21 protein-coding genes are annotated in these 18,886 nt (G+C 64.3%); 6 read left to right on the top strand and 15 right to left on the bottom strand.

Annotated features, from left to right (window positions below):
• Window positions 1-29: 29 nt before the first annotated feature.
• The 4 genes from AC1Q6Z_RS19400 to AC1Q6Z_RS19385 all read right to left on the bottom strand — a co-directional run bounded on the left by AC1Q6Z_RS19400 (window position 30) and on the right by AC1Q6Z_RS19385 (window position 2,874).
• Window positions 30-485, bottom strand: coding sequence for a MarR family winged helix-turn-helix transcriptional regulator (locus tag AC1Q6Z_RS19400; RefSeq protein WP_256118827.1), 456 nt, complete (start codon window positions 483-485; stop codon window positions 30-32).
• 134 nt (window positions 486-619) lie between these two features.
• Window positions 620-1,471 (bottom strand): CDP-alcohol phosphatidyltransferase family protein, encoded by an 852-nt coding sequence (locus tag AC1Q6Z_RS19395; protein WP_256118826.1) that lies wholly within the window; start codon window positions 1,469-1,471, stop codon window positions 620-622.
• Window positions 1,472-1,556: 85 nt separating this feature from the next.
• A complete protein-coding gene (locus AC1Q6Z_RS19390; RefSeq protein ID WP_492649043.1) occupies window positions 1,557-2,366 on the bottom strand; it encodes a phosphatidylserine decarboxylase in 810 nt (269 codons plus the stop codon).
• Window positions 2,362-2,874, bottom strand: a complete 513-nt coding sequence (locus AC1Q6Z_RS19385; RefSeq protein ID WP_492648932.1) for a hypothetical protein — start codon at window positions 2,872-2,874, stop codon at window positions 2,362-2,364. Before AC1Q6Z_RS19385 ends, AC1Q6Z_RS19390 begins: the two co-directional genes overlap by 5 nt.
• Before the next feature lie 151 nt (window positions 2,875-3,025).
• On the opposite strand from AC1Q6Z_RS19385, the gene AC1Q6Z_RS19380 reads away from it, so the two are divergent.
• Window positions 3,026-3,673 carry a VOC family protein gene (locus tag AC1Q6Z_RS19380; protein ID WP_492648931.1) on the top strand — a complete coding sequence of 216 codons (648 nt, stop codon included), beginning with the start codon at window positions 3,026-3,028 and terminating at the stop codon, window positions 3,671-3,673.
• 4 nt (window positions 3,674-3,677) lie between these two features.
• Here the strand turns inward: AC1Q6Z_RS19380 and AC1Q6Z_RS19375 are convergent, their stop codons facing one another.
• Both AC1Q6Z_RS19375 and AC1Q6Z_RS19370 read right to left on the bottom strand, forming a co-directional pair.
• Complete coding sequence (locus AC1Q6Z_RS19375; RefSeq protein ID WP_492648930.1) at window positions 3,678-5,570, bottom strand: ABCB family ABC transporter ATP-binding protein/permease; 1,893 nt, start codon at window positions 5,568-5,570, stop codon at window positions 3,678-3,680.
• Window positions 5,571-5,693: 123 nt separating this feature from the next.
• Window positions 5,694-8,114, bottom strand: a complete 2,421-nt coding sequence (locus AC1Q6Z_RS19370; RefSeq protein ID WP_492648929.1) for a LysM peptidoglycan-binding domain-containing protein — start codon at window positions 8,112-8,114, stop codon at window positions 5,694-5,696.
• Between the two features lie 160 nt (window positions 8,115-8,274).
• On the opposite strand from AC1Q6Z_RS19370, the gene AC1Q6Z_RS19365 reads away from it, so the two are divergent.
• Window positions 8,275-8,895, top strand: coding sequence for an LOG family protein (locus AC1Q6Z_RS19365; RefSeq protein WP_256118821.1), 621 nt, complete (start codon window positions 8,275-8,277; stop codon window positions 8,893-8,895).
• Between the two features lie 55 nt (window positions 8,896-8,950).
• Here AC1Q6Z_RS19365 and rarD read toward each other — a convergent pair whose 3' ends face one another.
• From rarD to cysS, 8 genes are all read right to left on the bottom strand, one after another.
• The gene (rarD, locus tag AC1Q6Z_RS19360; RefSeq protein WP_492648928.1) at window positions 8,951-9,895 is read right to left on the bottom strand and encodes an EamA family transporter RarD; all 945 of its coding nucleotides are present in this window, start codon (window positions 9,893-9,895) and stop codon (window positions 8,951-8,953) included.
• 109 nt (window positions 9,896-10,004) lie between these two features.
• Window positions 10,005-11,621 carry a citramalate synthase gene (gene cimA, locus AC1Q6Z_RS19355; protein WP_492648927.1) on the bottom strand — a complete coding sequence of 539 codons (1,617 nt, stop codon included), beginning with the start codon at window positions 11,619-11,621 and terminating at the stop codon, window positions 10,005-10,007.
• A 179-nt stretch (window positions 11,622-11,800) separates the two neighbouring features.
• The gene (pip, locus tag AC1Q6Z_RS19350; protein ID WP_492648926.1) at window positions 11,801-12,760 is read right to left on the bottom strand and encodes a prolyl aminopeptidase; all 960 of its coding nucleotides are present in this window, start codon (window positions 12,758-12,760) and stop codon (window positions 11,801-11,803) included.
• A complete protein-coding gene (locus tag AC1Q6Z_RS19345) occupies window positions 12,757-13,230 on the bottom strand; it encodes a GFA family protein (RefSeq protein WP_492648925.1) in 474 nt (157 codons plus the stop codon). Before AC1Q6Z_RS19345 ends, pip begins: the two co-directional genes overlap by 4 nt.
• A 2-nt stretch (window positions 13,231-13,232) precedes the next feature.
• On the bottom strand, window positions 13,233-13,724 hold the full coding sequence (locus tag AC1Q6Z_RS19340; protein WP_492648924.1) for a GFA family protein: 492 nt from the start codon (window positions 13,722-13,724) through the stop codon (window positions 13,233-13,235).
• On the bottom strand, window positions 13,721-14,203 hold the full coding sequence (locus AC1Q6Z_RS19335) for a GFA family protein (protein WP_492648923.1): 483 nt from the start codon (window positions 14,201-14,203) through the stop codon (window positions 13,721-13,723). The genes AC1Q6Z_RS19340 and AC1Q6Z_RS19335 overlap by 4 nt, the downstream gene beginning before the upstream one ends.
• A complete protein-coding gene (locus tag AC1Q6Z_RS19330) occupies window positions 14,200-14,586 on the bottom strand; it encodes an endonuclease domain-containing protein (protein ID WP_492648922.1) in 387 nt (128 codons plus the stop codon). Before AC1Q6Z_RS19330 ends, AC1Q6Z_RS19335 begins: the two co-directional genes overlap by 4 nt.
• A gap of 176 nt (window positions 14,587-14,762) precedes the next feature.
• On the bottom strand, window positions 14,763-16,289 hold the full coding sequence (gene cysS, locus AC1Q6Z_RS19325) for a cysteine--tRNA ligase (protein ID WP_492648921.1): 1,527 nt from the start codon (window positions 16,287-16,289) through the stop codon (window positions 14,763-14,765).
• 295 nt (window positions 16,290-16,584) lie between these two features.
• On the opposite strand from cysS, the gene AC1Q6Z_RS19320 reads away from it, so the two are divergent.
• Complete coding sequence (locus tag AC1Q6Z_RS19320; protein WP_492648920.1) at window positions 16,585-16,710, top strand: hypothetical protein; 126 nt, start codon at window positions 16,585-16,587, stop codon at window positions 16,708-16,710.
• 176 nt (window positions 16,711-16,886) lie between these two features.
• Complete coding sequence (locus AC1Q6Z_RS19315; protein WP_492648919.1) at window positions 16,887-17,069, top strand: hypothetical protein; 183 nt, start codon at window positions 16,887-16,889, stop codon at window positions 17,067-17,069.
• Window positions 17,070-17,100: 31 nt separating this feature from the next.
• On the opposite strand, the gene AC1Q6Z_RS19310 is transcribed toward AC1Q6Z_RS19315, so the two are convergent.
• Entirely contained in the window at window positions 17,101-17,877 is a 777-nt protein-coding gene (locus tag AC1Q6Z_RS19310) for an SOS response-associated peptidase (RefSeq protein WP_492648918.1), read from the bottom strand.
• 60 nt (window positions 17,878-17,937) lie between these two features.
• Here AC1Q6Z_RS19310 and AC1Q6Z_RS19305 point away from each other — a divergent pair, with 60 nt between their 5' ends.
• Window positions 17,938-18,372, top strand: coding sequence for an NUDIX hydrolase (locus AC1Q6Z_RS19305; protein WP_492648917.1), 435 nt, complete (start codon window positions 17,938-17,940; stop codon window positions 18,370-18,372).
• On the top strand, window positions 18,369-18,794 hold the full coding sequence (locus AC1Q6Z_RS19300; protein WP_492648916.1) for a TIGR02301 family protein: 426 nt from the start codon (window positions 18,369-18,371) through the stop codon (window positions 18,792-18,794). Before AC1Q6Z_RS19305 ends, AC1Q6Z_RS19300 begins: the two co-directional genes overlap by 4 nt.
• Window positions 18,795-18,886: the final 92 nt, after the last annotated feature.

The following is an 18,886-nucleotide window of genomic DNA, read 5'->3' as shown; positions in this document are numbered from 1 at the left end:
CCCGCGCGCCTCGGTGGCGGGAACGCTGCTCATGCCTCGACGCTTTCCCGACAGCTCTTGGCGATGTTTTCCGACATGGCGGCAAAGACCTTGACGGTCGTCGACATCTCGCTGGCGGAGATGCTCTTCAGCACGTCGGCGCGCAGCGAGCGGGCAAGGTCCAGCACCTCTTCGGCGACCTTGGCGCCGTGGGGCGTCATGGCGATCTGCTTGGCGCGGCGGTCGCCCTCGACCGACTGGCGCTCGATGAAACCCTGCTTTTCCATGCCGTCGAGCAGGCGCACCAGCGTCGGTGTCTCGATGTCGAGCTCGTCGGCGAGTTCGCGCTGGTTGAGGTTCACGCCGCGGCCGAGGATAAGGAGCGCGCGGGCGCGCGGCAGCGTCAGCCCCCTCTCCTTCACCCGGGCATCGAACAGCGCGCGCATCTTGCGCTGCACGCGGGACAGGTCGTCGAGGAGGCGTTCGCGAGGATCGGTAGCGTTCATCTTGCTAGTCCAACTACTATTAGCTTACTATCTATTTGTTTGCTAGTTAGTCGACCTGCAATAAAAAATCAAGCCCTGTCCACAAGCTGTAGACAGGGCTTTCATCGGGTTCACGCGGATGTGATGGCGAGGGTTTAGTGGCCGTCCGTTTCTTCCGGGAATTCGCTGGCGCCATGGGTGGTGGGCGCCGACCAGCCACCATATTTGCGCTTCCACGAGCGCGCGCCGAAGGGCAAGGTCGCGAGATAGCCGACGACGGTCACCACCATGGTTTCCCAGGTGAAGCTCATCAGGGTCGCGACATAGAGCACGACGAGCAGGATTGCCGGCAGCACGAGATCGCGCCGGATGCGGCTTCCTTCCGACTTGCCCGACCAGACCGGCAGGCGGCTTACCAGCAGAAAGCCGATCAGCACGGTGTAACCGGACGCCAGGAAGCCGAAGAGCGGGCTCGGCGCGATGCCGAGGAAGCCGAGATAGACCGGCAGCAGCACCAGCATGGCGCCCGCCGGCGCCGGCACGCCAACAAAATATTCCGTCTGCCACTTCGCCTTGGTCTCGCGCTCGGCCATGACGTTGAAACGCGCAAGGCGCAAGCCCGCGGCGATGGCGTAGATCAGAGCGGCGATCCAGCCGAAGGAACGCGCCTGGTCGAGGATGAAGACGTAGAGCACCAGCGCCGGCGCTACGCCGAAATTGACGATGTCGGCCAGCGAATCCATCTGGCCGCCGAATTTCGAGGTGGCCTTCAGGAGGCGCGCGATGCGGCCGTCGATGCCATCCAGAAACGCGGCGAGCAGCACCATGCCGACGGCGAGCTCGTAGCGGTTCTCGAAGGCAAGCCGGATGCCCGTCAGGCCAGCGCAGATGGCGAGAACCGTGATGACGTTCGGGATGATGATGCGCAGCGGGATTTCGCGCAGGCGCGGGCCGCGGGCCTCGTCGTTCGGGCCATTGGGCTCATAGGGCGGAAAGGGTGTGTCCATCTCTTTTCGCTTCGTTCTCTCTCGTCTGCGGGCGGCTGTCACAGTGCTAGATAAGCCACAACTGCCAATGGTCAATCGCGCGGTCTCAACCGCGGCGGCTGATCACCGGCCCCTTTGCCGAACCGAATTCCGCCAGCACCGTCTCGCCGGCAATCGCCATCTGGCCGACGCTGACGCGCGGCTCGGCCCCTGCCGGCAGGAAGACATCGAGGCGCGAGCCGAAGCGGATGAGGCCGAAACGTTCGCCGGCCTCCAGGCTGTCGTTCATCACGGTCCAGCACAGGATGCGCCGCGCGACGAGGCCGGCGATCTGCACCACGCCGATCTGGCCGTGCGCCGTTTCGATGACGAGGCCGTTGCGCTCGTTCTCCTGGCTCGCCTTGTCGAGGTCGGCATTGAGGAATTTGCCGGCGCGATAGGCGACGCGCGAGACGCGGCCGCGCATCGGGGCGCGGTTCACATGGCAGTTGAAGACGTTCATGAAGACGGAGATGCGCATCATCGGCTGGTCGCCGAGCTCCAGCTCGGAGGGCGGCGTCACCATGGCGACCGCCGAGACGCGGCCGTCCGCCGGGCTGATGACGAGATCGTCGTCCTGCGGCGTCATGCGCTCGGGATCACGGAAGAAATAGGCGCACCAGGCGGTCAGGATGAAGCCGATCCACATCAGCGGCTCCCAGGCAGCGCCCAGCAGCAGCGAGGCGACGAAGAAGCCGGCCACGAACTTCCAGCCCTCCCGGTGGATCGGGACCAGGGTGCTGCGTATCGTATCGACCAAACTCATCTTCCGACATCTCCTGCTGTTTTCACGCCATGGACCTAGCGTGAAACGAGGGCGGGAGCAATGCGGCGTGGCGAATAGCCCCCAGCCGCTCCGCGCCTTCCCCGCGTCAATCCCGCCGGGGTTTCAAAGGTTCCGTGGCGGCAAACGCCGTCTCGATGCGCTTCAGCAGCCGCTCGGCGGCGGCGCGTGTGCGAAATTCGCGCGTCTCGAAGCGCCGGCCGTCCGCGGCGCTGAGGATGACGGCCCAGGTCGAATCCCCTTCCATCGCCTCCACCTCGACCACCTCCAGATGCATGTCGTCGTTCTCGCCGAAGGTATCGCGCCGAAGCTTCAGGAACGGCCGCTTGCGCTCGATCACGATGCGGCCCGGCCCGACGATCCACAGCCCGGCCGCGCCATTCAGCCCGGCCCAGGCCACCGGCCCGCCGACGGACCAGGCGCCAAGAATGAGAAAGAAGAAGAAGGGGCTGGTGATGTTGGGCGGCCAGACGCCGGGATGCAGCTCCCAGGTCGCGACCGTGACGACGAAAAGGCCGGCGAGGACAAGAAACAGGCGCAGCGCGAAGGGCACCGGAACGGGGTGCCGGAACAGGCCGTCTTCGCCGATCGTGTCCATCATCGACCTCCGCAATCCATCATGCGCCTCACCTTCTAACTTGGTGTTGACAAGCTTTGATCAACAGGGGCAAAATTTTCGCGTTGCTGTAGGGCGCATCGGCAAGGGCCGAAGGGGCAATGCCCACCTGCGAACCGAAACCGTAGCTGCGCCCATGCCCAACCTCGAAAACCTCAAGAAGCAGGCCAAGCAATATCTGCGCTGGCATCGCGAAGGGCACTATCCGGTGGCCGCCGCCATCCGCGCCGCCCTGCCCCGCTTCCGGCCCCTCACCGATCGTGAGGTGCTGGAGGCGCCGTTCTCGCTTGCCGATGCGCAGGAGCTTGTCGCCCGCCAGAACGGGTTTGAAGGATGGCCGGCGCTCAGGACAGGAGTCCCCGCCATGAGCGACACGACCCAAAAGAAAGCCGAACAGCCCTTTCTCAGCGGTGCGGAGCCGGTGCTTTACGTCACCGATTTTCCCGCCTCGCTTGCCTTCTTCACGGAAAAACTCGGCTTTGCCGTCGATTTCACCTATGGCGATCCGCCGTTCTACGGCGTGGTCCAGCGCGACCGGGCACGGCTCTGCCTGCGCTTCGTCGACGAGCCCGTCTTCGTCGGGGACATCCGCCGGCGGGAGGAGCTGCTGTCGGCCTCGATCACGCTCGACAGTGCGGCCGCGATCAAGCAGTTGTTCCTCGACTATCAGGCGGCCGGCGTCGCCTTCCACCTGCCGCTGAAGACGCAGCCCTGGGGCGCACGCAACTTCATCCTGCTCGATCCTGACGGCAATCTGATCTTGTTCGCCGGACCCGGCGATTGATGGGTCAGCTTGCCGCGGGATGGCGCACGACGATGCCGAGATCGTCGCTCTCGCGCACCTGCTTGAGCCGTTCCTCGGCCTGCACCGCCTCGCGCTGGCGGTTCCACATGGAGGCGTAGAGGCCGTCGTCGCGCTGCATCAGCTCGCCATGGGTGCCGCGCTCGGCGATCACGCCGTCCTTCAGCACGATGATCTCGTCAGCCGAAATGACGGTGGAAAGGCGGTGGGCGATGACCAGCGTGGTGCGGTTCTTCGACACGACGTCGAGTGCGGCCTGGATTTCCTGTTCCGTGCGGGTATCGAGCGCCGAGGTCGCCTCGTCGAGGATGAGGATCGGCGGGCTTTTCAGGATGGTGCGGGCAATCGCCACGCGCTGCTTCTCGCCGCCCGAAAGTTTTAGGCCGCGCTCGCCGACCATCGCCCGAAACCCTTCCGGCAGGTGGCGGATGAAGGGGCCGATCTGCGCGGCCTCGGCGGCGGCAGAAACCTCCACGTCGCTGGCGCCCGGCCGGCCGTAGCGGATGTTGTAGGCGATCGTGTCGTTGAACAGCACCGTATCCTGCGGCACCATGCCGATCACCGAGCGCAGGCTCTTCTGCGTGACGTCGCGCACATCCTGGCCATCGACAGTGATCGTGCCCTGCTGCACGTCGTAGAAGCGGTAGAGCAGCCTGGAGAGCGTCGATTTGCCGGCACCGGACGGACCGACGACGGCCACGGTCTTGCCTGCCGGCACGTCGAAGGAAATGCCCTTGAGGATCGGGCGGGCCGGATCATAGGCGAAAAACACGTCCTTGAAGGAGATCGCGCCCTCGGTGACGACGAGGTCGGCGGCGCCCGGCTTGTCCTGCACCTCCTGCTCGACTTCCAGCAGATCGAACATCTGCTCGATATCCGTCAGGCCCTGGCGGATTTCGCGGTAGACGAAGCCGATGAAATTGAGCGGGATGGCGAGCTGGATCAGCATCGCATTGATGAAGACGAAGTCGCCGACCGTCTGTTCGCCGCGCTGCACGGCGAGCGCCGACAGCGCCATCATGACCGCCATGCCGACGCCGAAGATCAGCGCCTGGCCGAAATTGAGCCAGCCGAGCGAGGTCCAGACCTGGGTGGCCGCCTTCTCGTAGCGCTCCATCGACTGGTCGAAGCGGCGCGCCTCCATCTCCTCGTTGCCGAAATATTTGACGGTCTCGAAGTTCAGGAGCGAATCGATCGCCTTGGTGTTGGCTTCCGTGTCGCTGTCGTTCATCGAGCGGCGGATGGAGATGCGCCAGTCGCTCGCCCGCACGGTGAACCAGATGTAGAGACAGACGGTGATGGCGGTGACGACCAGGTAATCGAAGCCGTAGCCCCACCAGAAGATGGCGGCGGTGAGAAGGAATTCGATGAAGGTCGGGATGCTGTTGAGGATCGTGAAGCGCACGATCGTCTCGATGCCCTTGGTGCCGCGCTCGATGACGCGCGACAGGCCGCCGGTGCGCCGTTCCAGGTGAAAGCGCAGCGACAGGCGGTGCAGATGCACGAAGGTGCGGTAGGCGAGCTGGCGCACGGCATATTGCCCGACGCTGGCAAAGAGCGCGTCGCGCAGCTGGTTGAGGCCGGCTTGCAGGATGCGCGCGCCATTATAGGCGAGCACCAGCATGACGGCGCCGAGCAGGAAGGTCGGCAGCAGGTTGACCGCATCCGCCTTGCCGTTCAGCGCATCCGTCGCCCATTTGAAGAAATAGGGCACCAGCAGCAGCACGACCTTGGACAAGAGCAGGAAGACCGACGCCCAGACGACGCGCATCTTCAGGTCCGGCCGGTCCGACGGCCACATATAGGGCCAGAGGTTCACCAGCGTGTGGAAGGGATTGCTGCTGTCGGCCGAAACCGTCTTCTTCGTCGTCGTTGCCACGCTGGCCTCCGCCGGACCGCCGCGATGATCCGGGAATCGCTCGAATGAAAATGCGGCGCCCCGTGGGGCGCCGCATTGTGCAGATAGGTCCTTGCCGGCTGCTTCGCAACAGTCCGCGGGAAATCAATTCCCCCGCACGCGCTTGCGATGCAGTTCCTCGGCCTCGGCGTCGCTCTCCGCCATCTTGTCCGGCACGCCGAACACCTGGCCGGGGATGATGCGGTCCGGATTGGTGATCTGGTCCTCATTTGCGAGGTAGATCGTCGTGTAGCGCACGCCCTTGCCGTAGATGCGGCGGGAAATCTGCCACAGCGTATCACCGCGGCGAATGATGACCGAGGTCTTGCTCGCCTGCAGCGGCGCCTGCTCCACCGTTTCCGGCTCTTCGGCCACCGCCTGCTCGCTGCCCGTTGCCGTGCCCGTGCCGCCAGCGGTGGTATCGCTCTCGGTGGAGGCCGCGGTGCCGCCGGCCGTCGTGGTTTCCTCCGCCGGGGTGGTGGTTTCGGCGGCCGTGGAACCGCTGGCGCCTTCGTTACCGGAGGCCACGGCATTGGCCGCTGCCGTCAGCGACGGCATGCCTTCGAGTGCTGCGAGCGCCTGCTGGTAGGCTTCCTTGCCGGCCCCGGCCGGAACGGCGGCGAGGCGATCGAGCGCCGTCGAGGCCCAGCCCTTCAGCCGCTCGATGGCCGCGGTGACATCTGCGGCCGTGCCGGCGGGCGGTGCGAAGCCGGTGATGCTCTTCAGCGCGGTCTCAAGCGCCGAGCGGGCAGTCTGGATTTCCGCCGTGGTCGCGTTGCGGCCATCGGAGAAAAGGCTGACGAACTGCTGCTGGAGGGCGGTCGCCTGGTCCGCGAGCGCCTCGATCGAGCGGTCCGCCGCGGCAGAAGCCGCACCGACCACCGCCTCGGCCTTCTCGATTGCCGGTGCCAACGCTTCCGCGACGGCGGTCTCGATGGAGCCGAGCGCTTCACCGACCGCGGCCGCATCCTTCGGAAGCGACTGGAGGCTGGCAAGGGCGGAGGCGGCCGCGGCAGAGGCCCTGGCGGCCATGTCACGGGCCGCTTCGCCTTCCTCCGCGCCGGGCCGGAACTCGGCGAGCGAGCGCAGCGCGATCTCAGTCGCGGAGCGTGCTGCCGCCAGTTCCTCGGCCGTGGGCACGCGGCCGTTGGCATAGAGGCCCTTCAGGAGCGCGATCGCCTTGTCCGCCTCGCTGCGCAGCTTGTCGAAGGTGCCGCCGCCGATGAGGCCGAGCGCCGGGCCGGTATCGCCGGTGGCGCTGTCCTGCGCCACCACGGCAACCTGCTCGCCTTCCGGCCGGTCGAACGGAACGGAAGCGCGGAATTCCACCTTGCCGCCGTCGGGGCTCATCACGTCGGCACGCACCGTGTGGCGGCCGACCGACAGATCGATCGTGCCGTCCGCGACGTAACGGCCGGCTTCGTCGGCCTTCGCCTCGCCGACGAGTTTGTCGTCGGCATAGATGCGCACCAGCGCGCCAGGCTTTGCCGTGCCGGCGATGAACATGCGCTCGCCTTCCAGCTCGACGGCCGAAACGCGGGCCTGCGCCTTGGACGTCGCTTCCGTCGCGGTGACACCCGCGGCGCCTTCAGCCGTGGCGGCGCTCTCCGTCGCGGCACTCTGCGTGTCGGCCCCCTGCGTATCAGCACTCGCGGTTGCGGTCTCGCCCGATGCGGCGGCGGTGCCTTCGTCGGTCGCCGTGGCCGTCTCGGTCGCGGGCTTTTCGACGGCCGTGGTTCCAGCGTCGGTCGCCGTGGCGGTCTCGCCGGCTGGCTGGTCAATCGTCTTTTCCGCCGTCGCCGTGGCATCGGCTGCGGCTTTCTCGGCTGCTTCCGGCACCGTGATCAGGCGGCTCGCCTCGCCAGGCTTGGAGACCATGGCGAGCAGCTCGCCGGCGGTGTCCTTCGGCACGGAGACGGTCGCGACCTCTTCCGAGGTCTTCGTCGCGCCCTTGTCGTCCTTGGTGTTGAGGGTGAGCTGATAGTCGCCGGCCGCAAGCGGCTGGTCGAAGACGGCGGCGAAATCGCCGGACGGGCCGATATCGGCCGTGGCGACCACCGTCTCGCCATTCTTGATTTCCAGCTTGGTATTGGGCTGGCCGCGGCCGGCGATCACCGTGGAGCCATCCGGCTCGACACGCAGCAGATCGAAGGCGGGCGTGACCCAGGCGGCGGTCGCATCGGCCGGCGTCGTCTCGGCCTTGGCGACCTCCTGGGTCGCGGTCTCGGTGGATGCGGCCTCGCCGGTCGTGGCGTCCGCTGCCGGCTTCTCGGCTTCCGCGGTGGCGTCGCTTCCGCCGGCGGGTTCGGTCGTGGTCGCTGCGCCGGTCTCGGTCTTCGGACGGGCCTGTTTTCCGTCCGCCGTCGTGGTCTCGCCGCCCCCTTCGGTCACCTTGTTGGTGAGGTTGGCGACGGGCGTTTCCGCCGGCGTTTCCTTGTTCATGTTGGGCAGCACGAGGAAAACCATGAGCAGCGTTGCCACCGCCAGCACGATCAAGGCCACCAGACCGGTCTTGTTGTTCATCATCAACTCTCTTTCTATCCCGGTTTCGCGGGCGTCCCCTCCTGAAATTGCTACCGATTCCCAAGGTTTTGCACAAGGTTCCCGAGACGTTCCAGGCCCTTGGCCCCGTGCTTTTTCCGTCATTATCCTTGACGAGTCTCCTGCCGGGTGGCTGAATCCCGTCATGAGTGAACAAACCCTGCCGATTCGATCCGTCTGCGTCTACTGCGGCTCCCAGCCGGGCCGTGATTCTGCCTATATCGCCGCGGGCCGGCGGCTGGGTCAGGCCATGGCCGAAAACCATCTCCGCCTCGTCTATGGCGGCGGCACGAAAGGCATCATGGGAGCGGTCGCCAGCGGCGTGCTCTCGCATGGCGGCCGCGTCACCGGCATCATACCGCAATTCCTCGTCGATATGGAGGCCACCCGCCATTCGCTCGGGCAATTGAGCGAATTGATCATCACGCCCGACATGCACGAGCGCAAACACAAGATGTTCGACCGCGCCGACGCCTTCGTGGCGCTGCCCGGCGGCATCGGCACGCTGGAGGAGATCGTCGAGGTGATGACCTGGGCGCAGCTCGGCCGCCACCGCAAACCGATGGTCTTCGCCAATATCGGCGGCTTCTGGGATCCGATGCTGAAGCTCATCCGCCACATGGCGGACGAAGGCTTCATCCACACCGCCCATCTCGTGCAGCCGATGGTCATCGACGAACCGGAAGAGATCGTCTCCGCCCTCGTCGAGCACTGGGCCGGCCAGGTGGACCGCGACGGCGAAGCGGATATTATCGCGCGGCTTTGAGGCTATCCGAAGAATTTCAGGACCGGAGGCCAGGGCCTCCGGTTTTTTCGTGCGCTCATTCCGCCGGCTTCAGTTCCGTGGCGGCGATGCGGCGCGCGCGCGCCGTGCGCAGCATGGAGCCGGAATAGATGATCAGGGCCACCCAGATCAGGATGAAAGCGATCAGCTTGGCCGTGCCAAAGGGTTCGCCAAAGACGAAGACGGCGATGATGAAGATCATCGTCGGCGCGATATATTGCATGATGCCGATGGTCGAGAGGCGCAGGAGCTTCGCACCGTTGGCATAGATCATCAGCGGAATGGCGGTGACGATGCCGCAGGCGAGCAGCCACAGCACATCAGCCATGCCGGTATCGCCGAAATGCCCCTCGCCCGAGGCTTCGAGCCAGACGATGTAACCGAGCGCCGGCACGCTGAGAAGCAGCACTTCCAGGAAGAAGCCCTGGTTCGGCCCGATCGGCAGCGTCTTGCGGAAGAAGGCGTAGAAGCCCCAGGACAGGCAGAGGCCGATCGACACCCAGGGCAGGCCGCCGGCATCGAAGGCGAGCACGCCGACGGCGACGGCGGCAAGCGCGATCGCCACCATCTGCGCCCGGTCCGGCATTTCCTTCAAGAGCACAGCGCCGAGGAAGATCGAAAAGAGCGGGTTGATATAGTAGCCGAGCGCCGTCTCGATCGCCCGGCCCGCGCCGATCGCCCAGACATAGATGCCCCAGTTGATGGTGATCAGCACCGCCGTCAGCGTCGCCATGCCGAGCATGCGCGGCGAGCGCAGCGCCGCCTTGATATCCCCGGTTCGGCCCAGCCAGACGAGCACGAGGCCGGCGAGCGGCACCGACCAGACGATGCGGTGCGCCACCACCTCGGAGGCGGGGATGTGCGCCACGGCCTTCATGAAGAAGGGCAGGAAGCCCCAGAGCAGGTAGGCCGTCAGGGCGAAGGCAAAACCGCGCGGCGAATCGCCGGTTTGGGGGCCGCTGGTGGAATTCGCGTCGGCCATGGTGTCATTTCCCGTCGATTTATGGATTTTCCGACGTCGTACTCCAACGAACGCAAATGCACCAATTCATTCCGGTGAAGGGATGATGAGCGGCGCTGAACCTATCCCTTTATTCTGCAGCCACCCGGCCCGCCTCGCCGCGGTTCTTCAGGAGCTTGTAGACGATCGAATCCATCAGGGCCTGGAAGGAAGCGTCGATGATGTTGTCGGAGACGCCGACCGTCCACCAACGCGCGCCGCTGCCGTCGGTCGATTCGATCAGCACGCGGGTAATCGCCTCGGTGCCGCCATTAAGGATACGCACCTTGTAGTCCGCCAGTTCCAGGTCGGCGATTTCGGCCTGGTATTTGCCGAGGTCCTTGCGGAGCGCCAGGTCCAGCGCGTTGACCGGGCCGTGCCCCTCGGCGACCGACATCATCGTCTCGCCGTCGACGATGACCCGCACCACTGCTTCCGACACGGTCTTGAGCTGGCCGTTGGCATCATAGCGGCGCTCGACCATCACGCGGAAACTCTCGACATGAAAGAAATCCGGCACCGTGCCGAGTGTGCGGTAGGCGAGCAATGCGAAACTCGCATCGGCGCCTTCGTAAGCGTAGCCTGTCGCCTCGCGTTCCTTGACGATCTGGATCAGGCGGTCGAGCTTCGGATCGTCCTTGCCGACCGTGATGCCGCGCAGTTTCAGCGCGTTGATGAAATTCGCCTTGCCGCCCTGGTCCGACACCATGACCTTGCGCAGGTTCCCCACACTTTCCGGCGTGACATGTTCGTAGGTGCGCGGGTCCTTCAGCAGTGCCGAAGCGTGGATGCCGGCCTTCGTGGCGAAGGCAGAGGCGCCGACATAGGGGGCCTGATGATCCGGCGAGCGGTTCAGCAATTCGTCGAAGGTGTGGGCCAGCTTGGTGAGGCCGGTGAGCTTTTCCGCGTCGATACCGATCTCGAAGCGGCCGGTATAGGCTTCCTTGAGCGCCAGCGTCGGGATCAGCGTCACCAGATTGGCATTGCCGCAGCGCTCGCCGATGCCGTTCAGCGTGCCCTGGATCTGGCGCACGCCCGCTTCCACGGCGGCAAGCGAATTGGCGACGGCCTGTCCGGTATCATTGTGGGCGTGGATGCCGAGGTTTTCGCCCGGCACGCCGGCGGCGATGACGGCCGCGACGATCGCCTGGATTTCCGACGGCTGCGTGCCGCCATTGGTGTCACAGAGCACGACCCAGCGTGCACCGGCAGTAAAGGCCGTCGTGGCGCAGGCCAGCGCATAATCCGGGTTGGCCTTGTAGCCGTCGAAGAAATGCTCGCAATCGACCATGGATTCGCGGCCGGAGGCCACCACGGCTTTCACCGATTCGGAGATGCTTTCGAGGTTCTCCTCGTTCGAACAGCCGAGCGCCACGCGCACATGATAGTCCCAGCTCTTGGCGACAAGACAGATCGCGTCGCTCTTCGAGCCCAGCAATGCGGCAAGGCCCGGATCGTTGGAGGCGGAAACGCCGGCGCGCTTCGTCATGCCGAAGGCGACGAATTTGGCGCGGCCGGTGCGTTTCTTCGCGAAAAAGGCCGTATCCGTCGGGTTGGCGCCGGGATAACCGCCCTCGACATAGTCCAGGCCGAACTCGTCCAGCATGCCGGCAATCGCGATCTTGTCCTCGACGGAAAAGTCGATGCCGGGCGTCTGCTGGCCATCGCGCAGCGTGGTGTCGAAGAGGTGGATACGGTCTTTTTTCATCGGTTCCCTCCCTGGGAACATATTTGCACGTCTAGTTTGGCCCCTCATCCGGCTGCCGCCACCTTCTCCCCGCAAGCGGGGAGAAGGGTATGCCGCGCCGTTTTGCTCACACGTTTCCGTCGTGCGGGGCACGTACCCTCTCCCCGTTCACGGGGAGAGGGTTAGGGTGAGGGGCAATCTCAAACCTTGCCCGCGAACTTGTCGGTCGCGTAGATCAGCCGGTCGAGGATGCCCGGTTCGGAATAGGCATGCCCTGCCCCTTCCACAATGTAGAACTCCGCCTCCGGCCAGGCCTTGTGCAGCCCCCAGGCATATTTTGCCGGGCACGGCATGTCGTAGCGGCCGTGCACGATGAGGCCCGGAATGCCCTTCAGCTTGTGGGCATCGCGCAAAAGCTGCCCCTCTTCCAACCAGCCGGCATTGACGAAGAAGTGGTTCTCGATGCGGGCGAAGGCGTGGGCGTATTCTTCCTCGGCGAAGGGATCGCTGGTCGCGGGCTCCGGCAGGAGCGTGATCGTCTCGCCTTCCCACAGGCTCCAGGCCTTGGCGGCGGCGATGCGGGTCGCCTTGTCGTCGCTGGTAAGGCGGCGATGGTAGGCGTGCATCATTTCGTGGCGTTCTTCCGGCGGGATGGGGGCGATGAAACGCTCCCACTTGTCCGGGAACATTTCCGAGACGCCGAACTGGTAGTACCAGTCGAGTTCGCCCTTGGTCAGCGTGTAGATGCCGCGCACGACAAGTTCGGAGACGCGCTCCGGGTATTTTTCCGCATAGGCGAGCGCCAGCGTCGAACCCCAGGAGCCGCCGAAGACCAGCCACTTTTCCGCGCCCGCCATCGCGCGCAGGCGCTCGATATCGGCGACGAGGTGCCAGGTCGTGTTAGCCTCCAGTTCCGCATGCGGCGTGGACTTGCCGCAGCCGCGCTGGTCGAACAGCGTCACGTCGTAAAGCGCCGGGTCGAAGAGGCGGCGGTGGTTTGGGCCGATCGTGCCGCCCGGGCCGCCATGCAGGAAGACGGCGGGCTTGGCGCCGGGCGTGCCGACGCGCTCCCAATAGATGCTGTGCCCGTCGCCGACGTCGAGATGGCCGGAGGCGTAGGGTTCGATTTCGGGGTAGAGGGTACGCAAGGTCTCGCTCATAATTTCAATCCGTGGGCAGGCCAGTTTTCGGTGTCGTGATCGGGGTGCTGGAAGGAGATGATGCTCTCCTGCTGGCTGTAATAGTCCGGGTCTTCATGGACCGGCTGGTTGAAGATCGTCGTGACCCAGGGGTTGCGCGATCCGTAGTTGACCTGGATTTGCGGCGCGAGGTCGCTGCGGTCGTCGAAGGCGCCGATGGCGATTTCCAGCCCGCCGGGATGCTTGTAGGTCAGCGGCGTGCCGCATTGCTTGCAGAAGCCGCGGGCGATGTTGATGGACGACTGGAAGTAGCTCGGCTCGTCGCGCGTCCATTCCGTCTCGCCCTTTACGGTGACGAGCGGCCCGAAAAAGCCGCCGAACTGCTTCTGGCACATGCGGCAATGGCAGATCGACGGGCGGCCGAGTTCGCCCCTGATGCGGAAGCGGACGGCGCCGCACTGGCAGCCTCCGGTACGAACGGTCTCTGTCATGTCTAGTCCTCCGGCGGCCAATGATCGGTGTCGTAGTCGGGATGCTGGCGGTTCGAGTCGCGGATCTTCGCATGGCGCACCTCGCCGCCCTCGCCTTCGTTGCTCTCGCTTTCGGCAAGCTTCGGCAATTGCGAAAACCAGACAAGCCGTGATTCGACGCCGGACTGGGCGATCGGGCGCACGTCGTCCGGATCATCGAGCGAGCCGAGCGTGACATTGATATGCGCGGACGCGAGGCCGTCATAGAACAGCGGCGTGCCGCAATCCCGGCAGAAGCCGCGGCGCACGATCTCGGAGGACTGGAACCAGCCGGGCTCGCCGCGCGTCACCGAAAAGCGCGTGCGCGGCGCATTGGCGAGCGGCAGGAAATAGTTGCCCGCCGCCTTCTGGCACATGCGGCAATGGCACAGATGCGGATCGCCGAGCGTGCCCTCCACGCGGTAACGCACCGCGCCGCACTGACAGCCGCCGGTATAGATGCGCGAGATGCTCATCGGTCCCGCTCCGGCGGCCAGTCGTCGGTGTCGTGGTCCGGGTGCTGGTAGGAGACGAGATCGGCCAGGAACGACTGCGCATCCTGGTCTGCCATCGTGTCCTCGCCCGGCAGGTCGTGGATCGTATCGACATAGGACAGCTTCGCCTCGATGCCCCACTGGATGCGCGGCGCGATCCCGGCCGGATCGTCGAAGGCGGCGATGGTGAGTGCGACCCCGTCCGGCGCCTCATAGGTCAGCGGCGTACCGCAATCGGCGCAGAAACCGCGATAGCCATGGTTCGACGACTGGAACCGCTTCGGCTCCCCCCGCGTCCATGTCAGCTTCGCCTCGCGCACGGAAACGAGCGGCAGGTAGAAATTCCCGCTCGCCTTCTGGCACATGCGGCAATGGCAGACCGACGCATCGCCAAGCGCGCCCTCGACATGGAAGCGCACAGCGCCGCATTGGCAGCCGCCGGTGTAGAAGGGGGTGCTCATGATTTTGCCTCCGTCGCGCGGCTGATTTCCTCAATCACCGCAAGGATATGACGGCAAACGCCATCGATATCTTTCAAAACGTCGTCATTCCAGAACCGCAGTACAGTCCAACCGTCAGCCTTGAGGCGGGCCGTTCGGTCCGCATCGTACCCGAGTGCCTTGTCCAGCGCGTGCTGAGAGCCGTCGAGCTCGACAATAAGGCGGTGAACCGGGCAGGCAAAATCGACAATATAACCGGCTATCGGCATCTGGCGCCGAAAGCTCAAACCCATCAGACGGTGAGCCCGAAGTTCATTCCAAAGGGCCAGTTCGGCTTCCGTCAATGTCATGCGCATGCGGCGCGCACGGATGCGATTGACTTTGGAAACCTTCCCGTGCGGCATGACACCCCCCTCTGTCACTTCGTGACATCTCCCCCACAAGGGGGGAGATTGGGAGCCAGAATAACCGCTTACACCATATTCAACCAGTAATTGCTGCTTGGCGACAGCGCCACGATTCCCCAATCTCCCCCCTTGTGGGGGAGATGTCACGAAGTGACAGAGGGGGGTGGCTGGGTTCACCGCTTCACCTCCCACGTCGTCACCCGCTCGCCCGTTTCCGGGTCCTTGCCGTCCTTGAGCTGGACGCCCTTGGCGGCGAGGTCGTCGCGGATTTTGTCGGCTTCAGTGAAATTCTTTGCTTTAAGGAGTTCCAGACGCATTTGGACTACTGCTTCCAGCCCGTCTTTCAGGGCTTCGTCCAAATCTTCTCTGACAACTTTCACTCCGAGTAATTCAAGGCACGCCAACGCCGTCCCAACACTCGCCTGCCGGTCACTGAGATTCTCAAAACCGGAATAACCATCACCAAAACCAAATGAACCCTTCTGGTAATCTTTGGGCGCTGACGTGTCCGCGAAGCGACCAAAATTCATCAGTTCGTGGATTCGACCGATGGCTTCGGACGTTGAAAGGTCATCGGCCAGCAGCGACATGAACTTAGGATCGGGCTCAGAGGGCTTAGCCGCCTCTTCACGAGCAATTCGCTCCCAACGGTTCAATGTTGCGAGCGCCTCCTCCAGGCGCTTGACGCTGAAGTCGATCGGTTCGCGGTAGTGCGTCATCAGCATGGCAAGGCGCAGCACCTCGCCCGGCCATTTCCGGCCGCCGAACTTCTCTTCCTCCAGCAGTTCCGAGATCGTGTAGAAATTGCCTTCGGACTTCGACATCTTGCGGCCCTCGACCTGCAGGAAGCCGTTGTGCATCCAGACATTCGACATGACCTTGGTGCCATGCGCGCAGCGCGACTGGGCGATCTCGTTTTCATGGTGCGGGAAGATGAGATCGAGGCCGCCGCCGTGGATGTCGAAGGTCTCGCCGAGATAGGCGGCCGACATGGCGGAGCACTCGATATGCCAGCCCGGACGACCGCGGCCCCAGGGACTGTCCCAGCCTGGCTCTTCGGGCGAGGAAAGCTTCCAGAGCACGAAATCACCGGGGTTCTTCTTGTGCGCATCGACGGCGACGCGGGCGCCGGCCTGCTGTTCGTCGAGGTTGCGCTTCGAGAGGTCGCCGTAATCGGCCATGGAGCGCGTGTCGAACAGGACTTCGCCGTTCGCTTCATAGGCATGGCCGCGTTCGATGAGACGTTGAATCAACGTAATCATGTCCACCTTGCCGTCGTCGCGCGGCTGCACGAATTCGGTGGCGCGCGGCTCGTGCGTCGGCTGCATCGCGCCAAGGGCGGCGATGTCGGCGTGGAACTGGTTTGCCGTCTTCTCCGTCACGCGGCGGATCGCCTCGTTCAGCGAGAGCGTGCCGTTCTCGATCTCGGCTCCGAAATCGCGCAGCGCCCGGGCGTTGATCTTGTCGTCGACGTCCGTGATGTTGCGGGCATAGGTGACGTGGTTTTCGCCATAGACATGGCGCAGCAGTCGGAACAGCACGTCGAAGACGATGACCGGCCGCGCATTGCCGATATGGGCGAAGTCATAGACCGTCGGGCCGCAGACATACATGCGCACATTGTCGGGATCGATGGGCTGGAAGGGCTCCTTCGACCGCGTGAGCGTGTTGTACAGCGTAAGGACCGGCGTGTCGGCCATAAGAATCTCCCCAAAAGGCGTAAACCCGGCTGGCCGGGTCGTTGTCATCCGGGGATTTTGAGGGACGAAAACGGCCGGGCCAGCGCGTGCGCTAGCGAATAATGCTCCGGCGAATGCAGAGTACCGTTTTCATGGCCTGCTTTATCGCGCCGTCGCGGCGTCCGGTCAAGCGGGCCGAAAGCGAAAAACGCGCCGCCGGCGCCCTGTTCCCGCGGTGACATGATCGTGCGCTCCCCCATGCGAGAAAGGAGACACCAGACCGGCGAAGGCCGCCGGCAAACGAAGGGACAGCACCATGACAACTAAAAAGACCGGCACCCGCCCCGCGAGCGATCTCGCAACCCGATACAATCCGATCGGCATTCGCGCCGTCGCCGCCGCGGCCTTGCAGGTCAAGGTAAAGCACTTTCCCGGAAAATGAATGTAAGTGGCCGTTATAATTGTTGATCGCAGAAACCCGCAATTTGGGGTCTTCGCCTCTAAGCGATCAAAGTTTGAGCAGAATTTGGCCGAATGGGTCGCGTAAATGCATAGCTCATTGGGGGTAGCAACCGGGGACATCATACGGGGCTACCTGCTCACTTCAGGAGAATGATAATGTCGACCGTAAGGAAGCAGCCGCTGCAGAAGACCGCAGCAAACGAAAATCTTCAGGAGCGCTACAAGCCGCTCGGCCTGCGCGCCGTCGTGGCGGCCACGCAGTGCAAGCCCGAGACGAAGTCCCAGGACAAGCGCAAGAAGCGCGACATTCCGGCCGTGCTTCAGCCGCTCTACGACTGAGCCGCTTCGAGGCCATTTGCCGGGAATGATTTCAGAACAGCGAAAGCTGATCGGACAGCGGGGGCGCGTGTGCGCCCTTTTTCTTTTCCGGTAGCGCCTCCTCGGCGCGCTCTTCCACCGGCTCCAGAATATCGGGGCCCATATTGGCGACCTTGTTCACCCTGTCGGACACCGGGATCGCCTCGAAGAAGCCGTCGTCGATCGGCTTCATCAGGTCCACCACGTCGCGCGGTTCCTGCGTCTTGCAGTCCAGCCAGCGCGAAAAATCCTCCGGGCGGATGACCACAGGCATGCGGTCGTGGACGCGGCTGGTGTCGTTGTTGGCCGCCGTCGTCAGGATCGCGCCGGTATCGACCTCGGAACCATCCGCCGAAGACCAGGTCTCCATGAGGCCGGCAAAGGCGACGATCTCGCCCTTCTTCGGGCGGATCCAATAGGCCTGCGCCTTGGCGCCCTTCTCCTCCGGCCGGCGCCATTCGAAGAAGCCGGAGGCCGGCACGAGAATGCGGCGGTGGCGCATGGCGGCCTTGAAGGATGCCTTGCCGATCGCCGTTTCGGCGCGCGCATTGATCAGAAGCGGAAAATCGCGCGGGTCCTTCACCCAGCCGGGCATGAAACCCCAGCGCACCAGCATGGCCTTGCGCTCCGGCAGGTTGCTGCCGGGCTCCCGCCTGTTGCCCGCAATCACGATCAGGATCGGCTGCGTCGGCGCGATGTTGTAGCGCTCGGGCGGATCCTCGATGTTCAGCACATCGAGGAATTCGCGCATGAGATCGGCTTTGGCCAGCAATGCAAATCGTCCACACATGGCGTCGTCATCGCACTTTGCCTATAAGGGGTCAATCGAGCGCAACCGAACCGGACCGCGATGAAGAAATCGAAGAAGCCACAGCCCGCCTCCTCCGCCATCATCGAGCGCGACGGGCGTTACCTGCTCGTGCTGCGCAGCAATCCGCCGTCCGCCGACATGTATGCCTTTCCGGGCGGGCGGGGCGAGGACCGCGAGACGCCGGCCGAGACGGCGCTGCGCGAACTCTTCGAGGAAACCGGCATTCGCGGCGAAAAACCGCTGCTTTTCGCCACCTACGACCTGCCCGGCCGCCTGGACGCGCCTGACGGCCCGTCCTTCTTCCTCTCCGTGTTCAAGGTGCGGGCAGACGAGGAGGCCATCGCCGTCGCCTCCGACGATGCCGCAAGCGTCGGCTGGTATTCGGCCGAGGAAATCGCAAGGCTGCCGGCGCCCGACAGCGTGCGCGAATGCATCGCGCGGCTCGAAGCCGAACGGGCGAGACGCAGCGCATGAAAGTGATTCGCCTTGCCCTTCTCGCAATCCTCCTCTTCGCAGGTCCCGCCTTCGCCCAGCAGGCGAGCGGCGACAAGGCGGCTGAGACGCCGGATGCCGCCGTGGTGGAGGAAAAACCGGCGCCCTATGACGAGCGGCTGGAGCGGCTCTCCGAGATCATCGGCGCGGTGCACTATCTACGCAATCTCTGCACGGACAAGCCCGAGGATGGCTGGCGGGCATCGATGCAGCGGCTGATCGAGATGGAAGCGGGCAATGAACCGAAGCGGCAGGAAAAGCTCACCGCTGCATTCAACCGTGGATACCGCTCTTTTGCGGCCATCTATACCGCTTGCACCGACTCGGCGGTTGTCGCAGAACAGAGATACCGTAACGAAGGTGCAACACTTGCCACAGAAATTACCGCGCGATTCGGAAATTAGCGGTTAATTAACCTCTTTCTTCACGAGCCAGTGCCGTTTTGGGAAAAGGCTGCTAAGGTCGTTAACAGTCGAGTAAGAACTGAAATGCCTCG

Source organism: Shinella sp. GW835-FHT14H05, assembly GCF_058793575.1.
The sequence above is the reverse complement of the archived record's forward strand: the minus strand, read 5'-3'. Positions and strand labels throughout refer to the sequence as shown.

Coding starts and splice junctions, on each gene's coding strand:
- AC1Q6Z_RS19400 (WP_256118827.1), bottom strand. CDS start 485: ATGAACGCTACCGATCCTCGCGAACGCCTCCTCGACGACCTGTCCCGC.
- AC1Q6Z_RS19395 (WP_256118826.1), bottom strand. CDS start 1,471: ATGGACACACCCTTTCCGCCCTATGAGCCCAATGGCCCGAACGACGAG.
- AC1Q6Z_RS19385 (WP_492648932.1), bottom strand. CDS start 2,874: ATGATGGACACGATCGGCGAAGACGGCCTGTTCCGGCACCCCGTTCCG.
- AC1Q6Z_RS19380 (WP_492648931.1), top strand. CDS start 3,026: ATGCCCAACCTCGAAAACCTCAAGAAGCAGGCCAAGCAATATCTGCGC.
- AC1Q6Z_RS19370 (WP_492648929.1), bottom strand. CDS start 8,114: ATGATGAACAACAAGACCGGTCTGGTGGCCTTGATCGTGCTGGCGGTG.
- AC1Q6Z_RS19365 (WP_256118821.1), top strand. CDS start 8,275: ATGAGTGAACAAACCCTGCCGATTCGATCCGTCTGCGTCTACTGCGGC.
- rarD (WP_492648928.1), bottom strand. CDS start 9,895: ATGGCCGACGCGAATTCCACCAGCGGCCCCCAAACCGGCGATTCGCCG.
- cimA (WP_492648927.1), bottom strand. CDS start 11,621: ATGAAAAAAGACCGTATCCACCTCTTCGACACCACGCTGCGCGATGGC.
- pip (WP_492648926.1), bottom strand. CDS start 12,760: ATGAGCGAGACCTTGCGTACCCTCTACCCCGAAATCGAACCCTACGCC.
- AC1Q6Z_RS19345 (WP_492648925.1), bottom strand. CDS start 13,230: ATGACAGAGACCGTTCGTACCGGAGGCTGCCAGTGCGGCGCCGTCCGC.
- AC1Q6Z_RS19340 (WP_492648924.1), bottom strand. CDS start 13,724: ATGAGCATCTCGCGCATCTATACCGGCGGCTGTCAGTGCGGCGCGGTG.
- AC1Q6Z_RS19335 (WP_492648923.1), bottom strand. CDS start 14,203: ATGAGCACCCCCTTCTACACCGGCGGCTGCCAATGCGGCGCTGTGCGC.
- AC1Q6Z_RS19330 (WP_492648922.1), bottom strand. CDS start 14,586: ATGCCGCACGGGAAGGTTTCCAAAGTCAATCGCATCCGTGCGCGCCGC.
- cysS (WP_492648921.1), bottom strand. CDS start 16,289: ATGGCCGACACGCCGGTCCTTACGCTGTACAACACGCTCACGCGGTCG.
- AC1Q6Z_RS19320 (WP_492648920.1), top strand. CDS start 16,585: ATGACAACTAAAAAGACCGGCACCCGCCCCGCGAGCGATCTCGCAACC.
- AC1Q6Z_RS19315 (WP_492648919.1), top strand. CDS start 16,887: ATGTCGACCGTAAGGAAGCAGCCGCTGCAGAAGACCGCAGCAAACGAA.
- AC1Q6Z_RS19310 (WP_492648918.1), bottom strand. CDS start 17,877: ATGTGTGGACGATTTGCATTGCTGGCCAAAGCCGATCTCATGCGCGAA.
- AC1Q6Z_RS19305 (WP_492648917.1), top strand. CDS start 17,938: ATGAAGAAATCGAAGAAGCCACAGCCCGCCTCCTCCGCCATCATCGAG.
- AC1Q6Z_RS19300 (WP_492648916.1), top strand. CDS start 18,369: ATGAAAGTGATTCGCCTTGCCCTTCTCGCAATCCTCCTCTTCGCAGGT.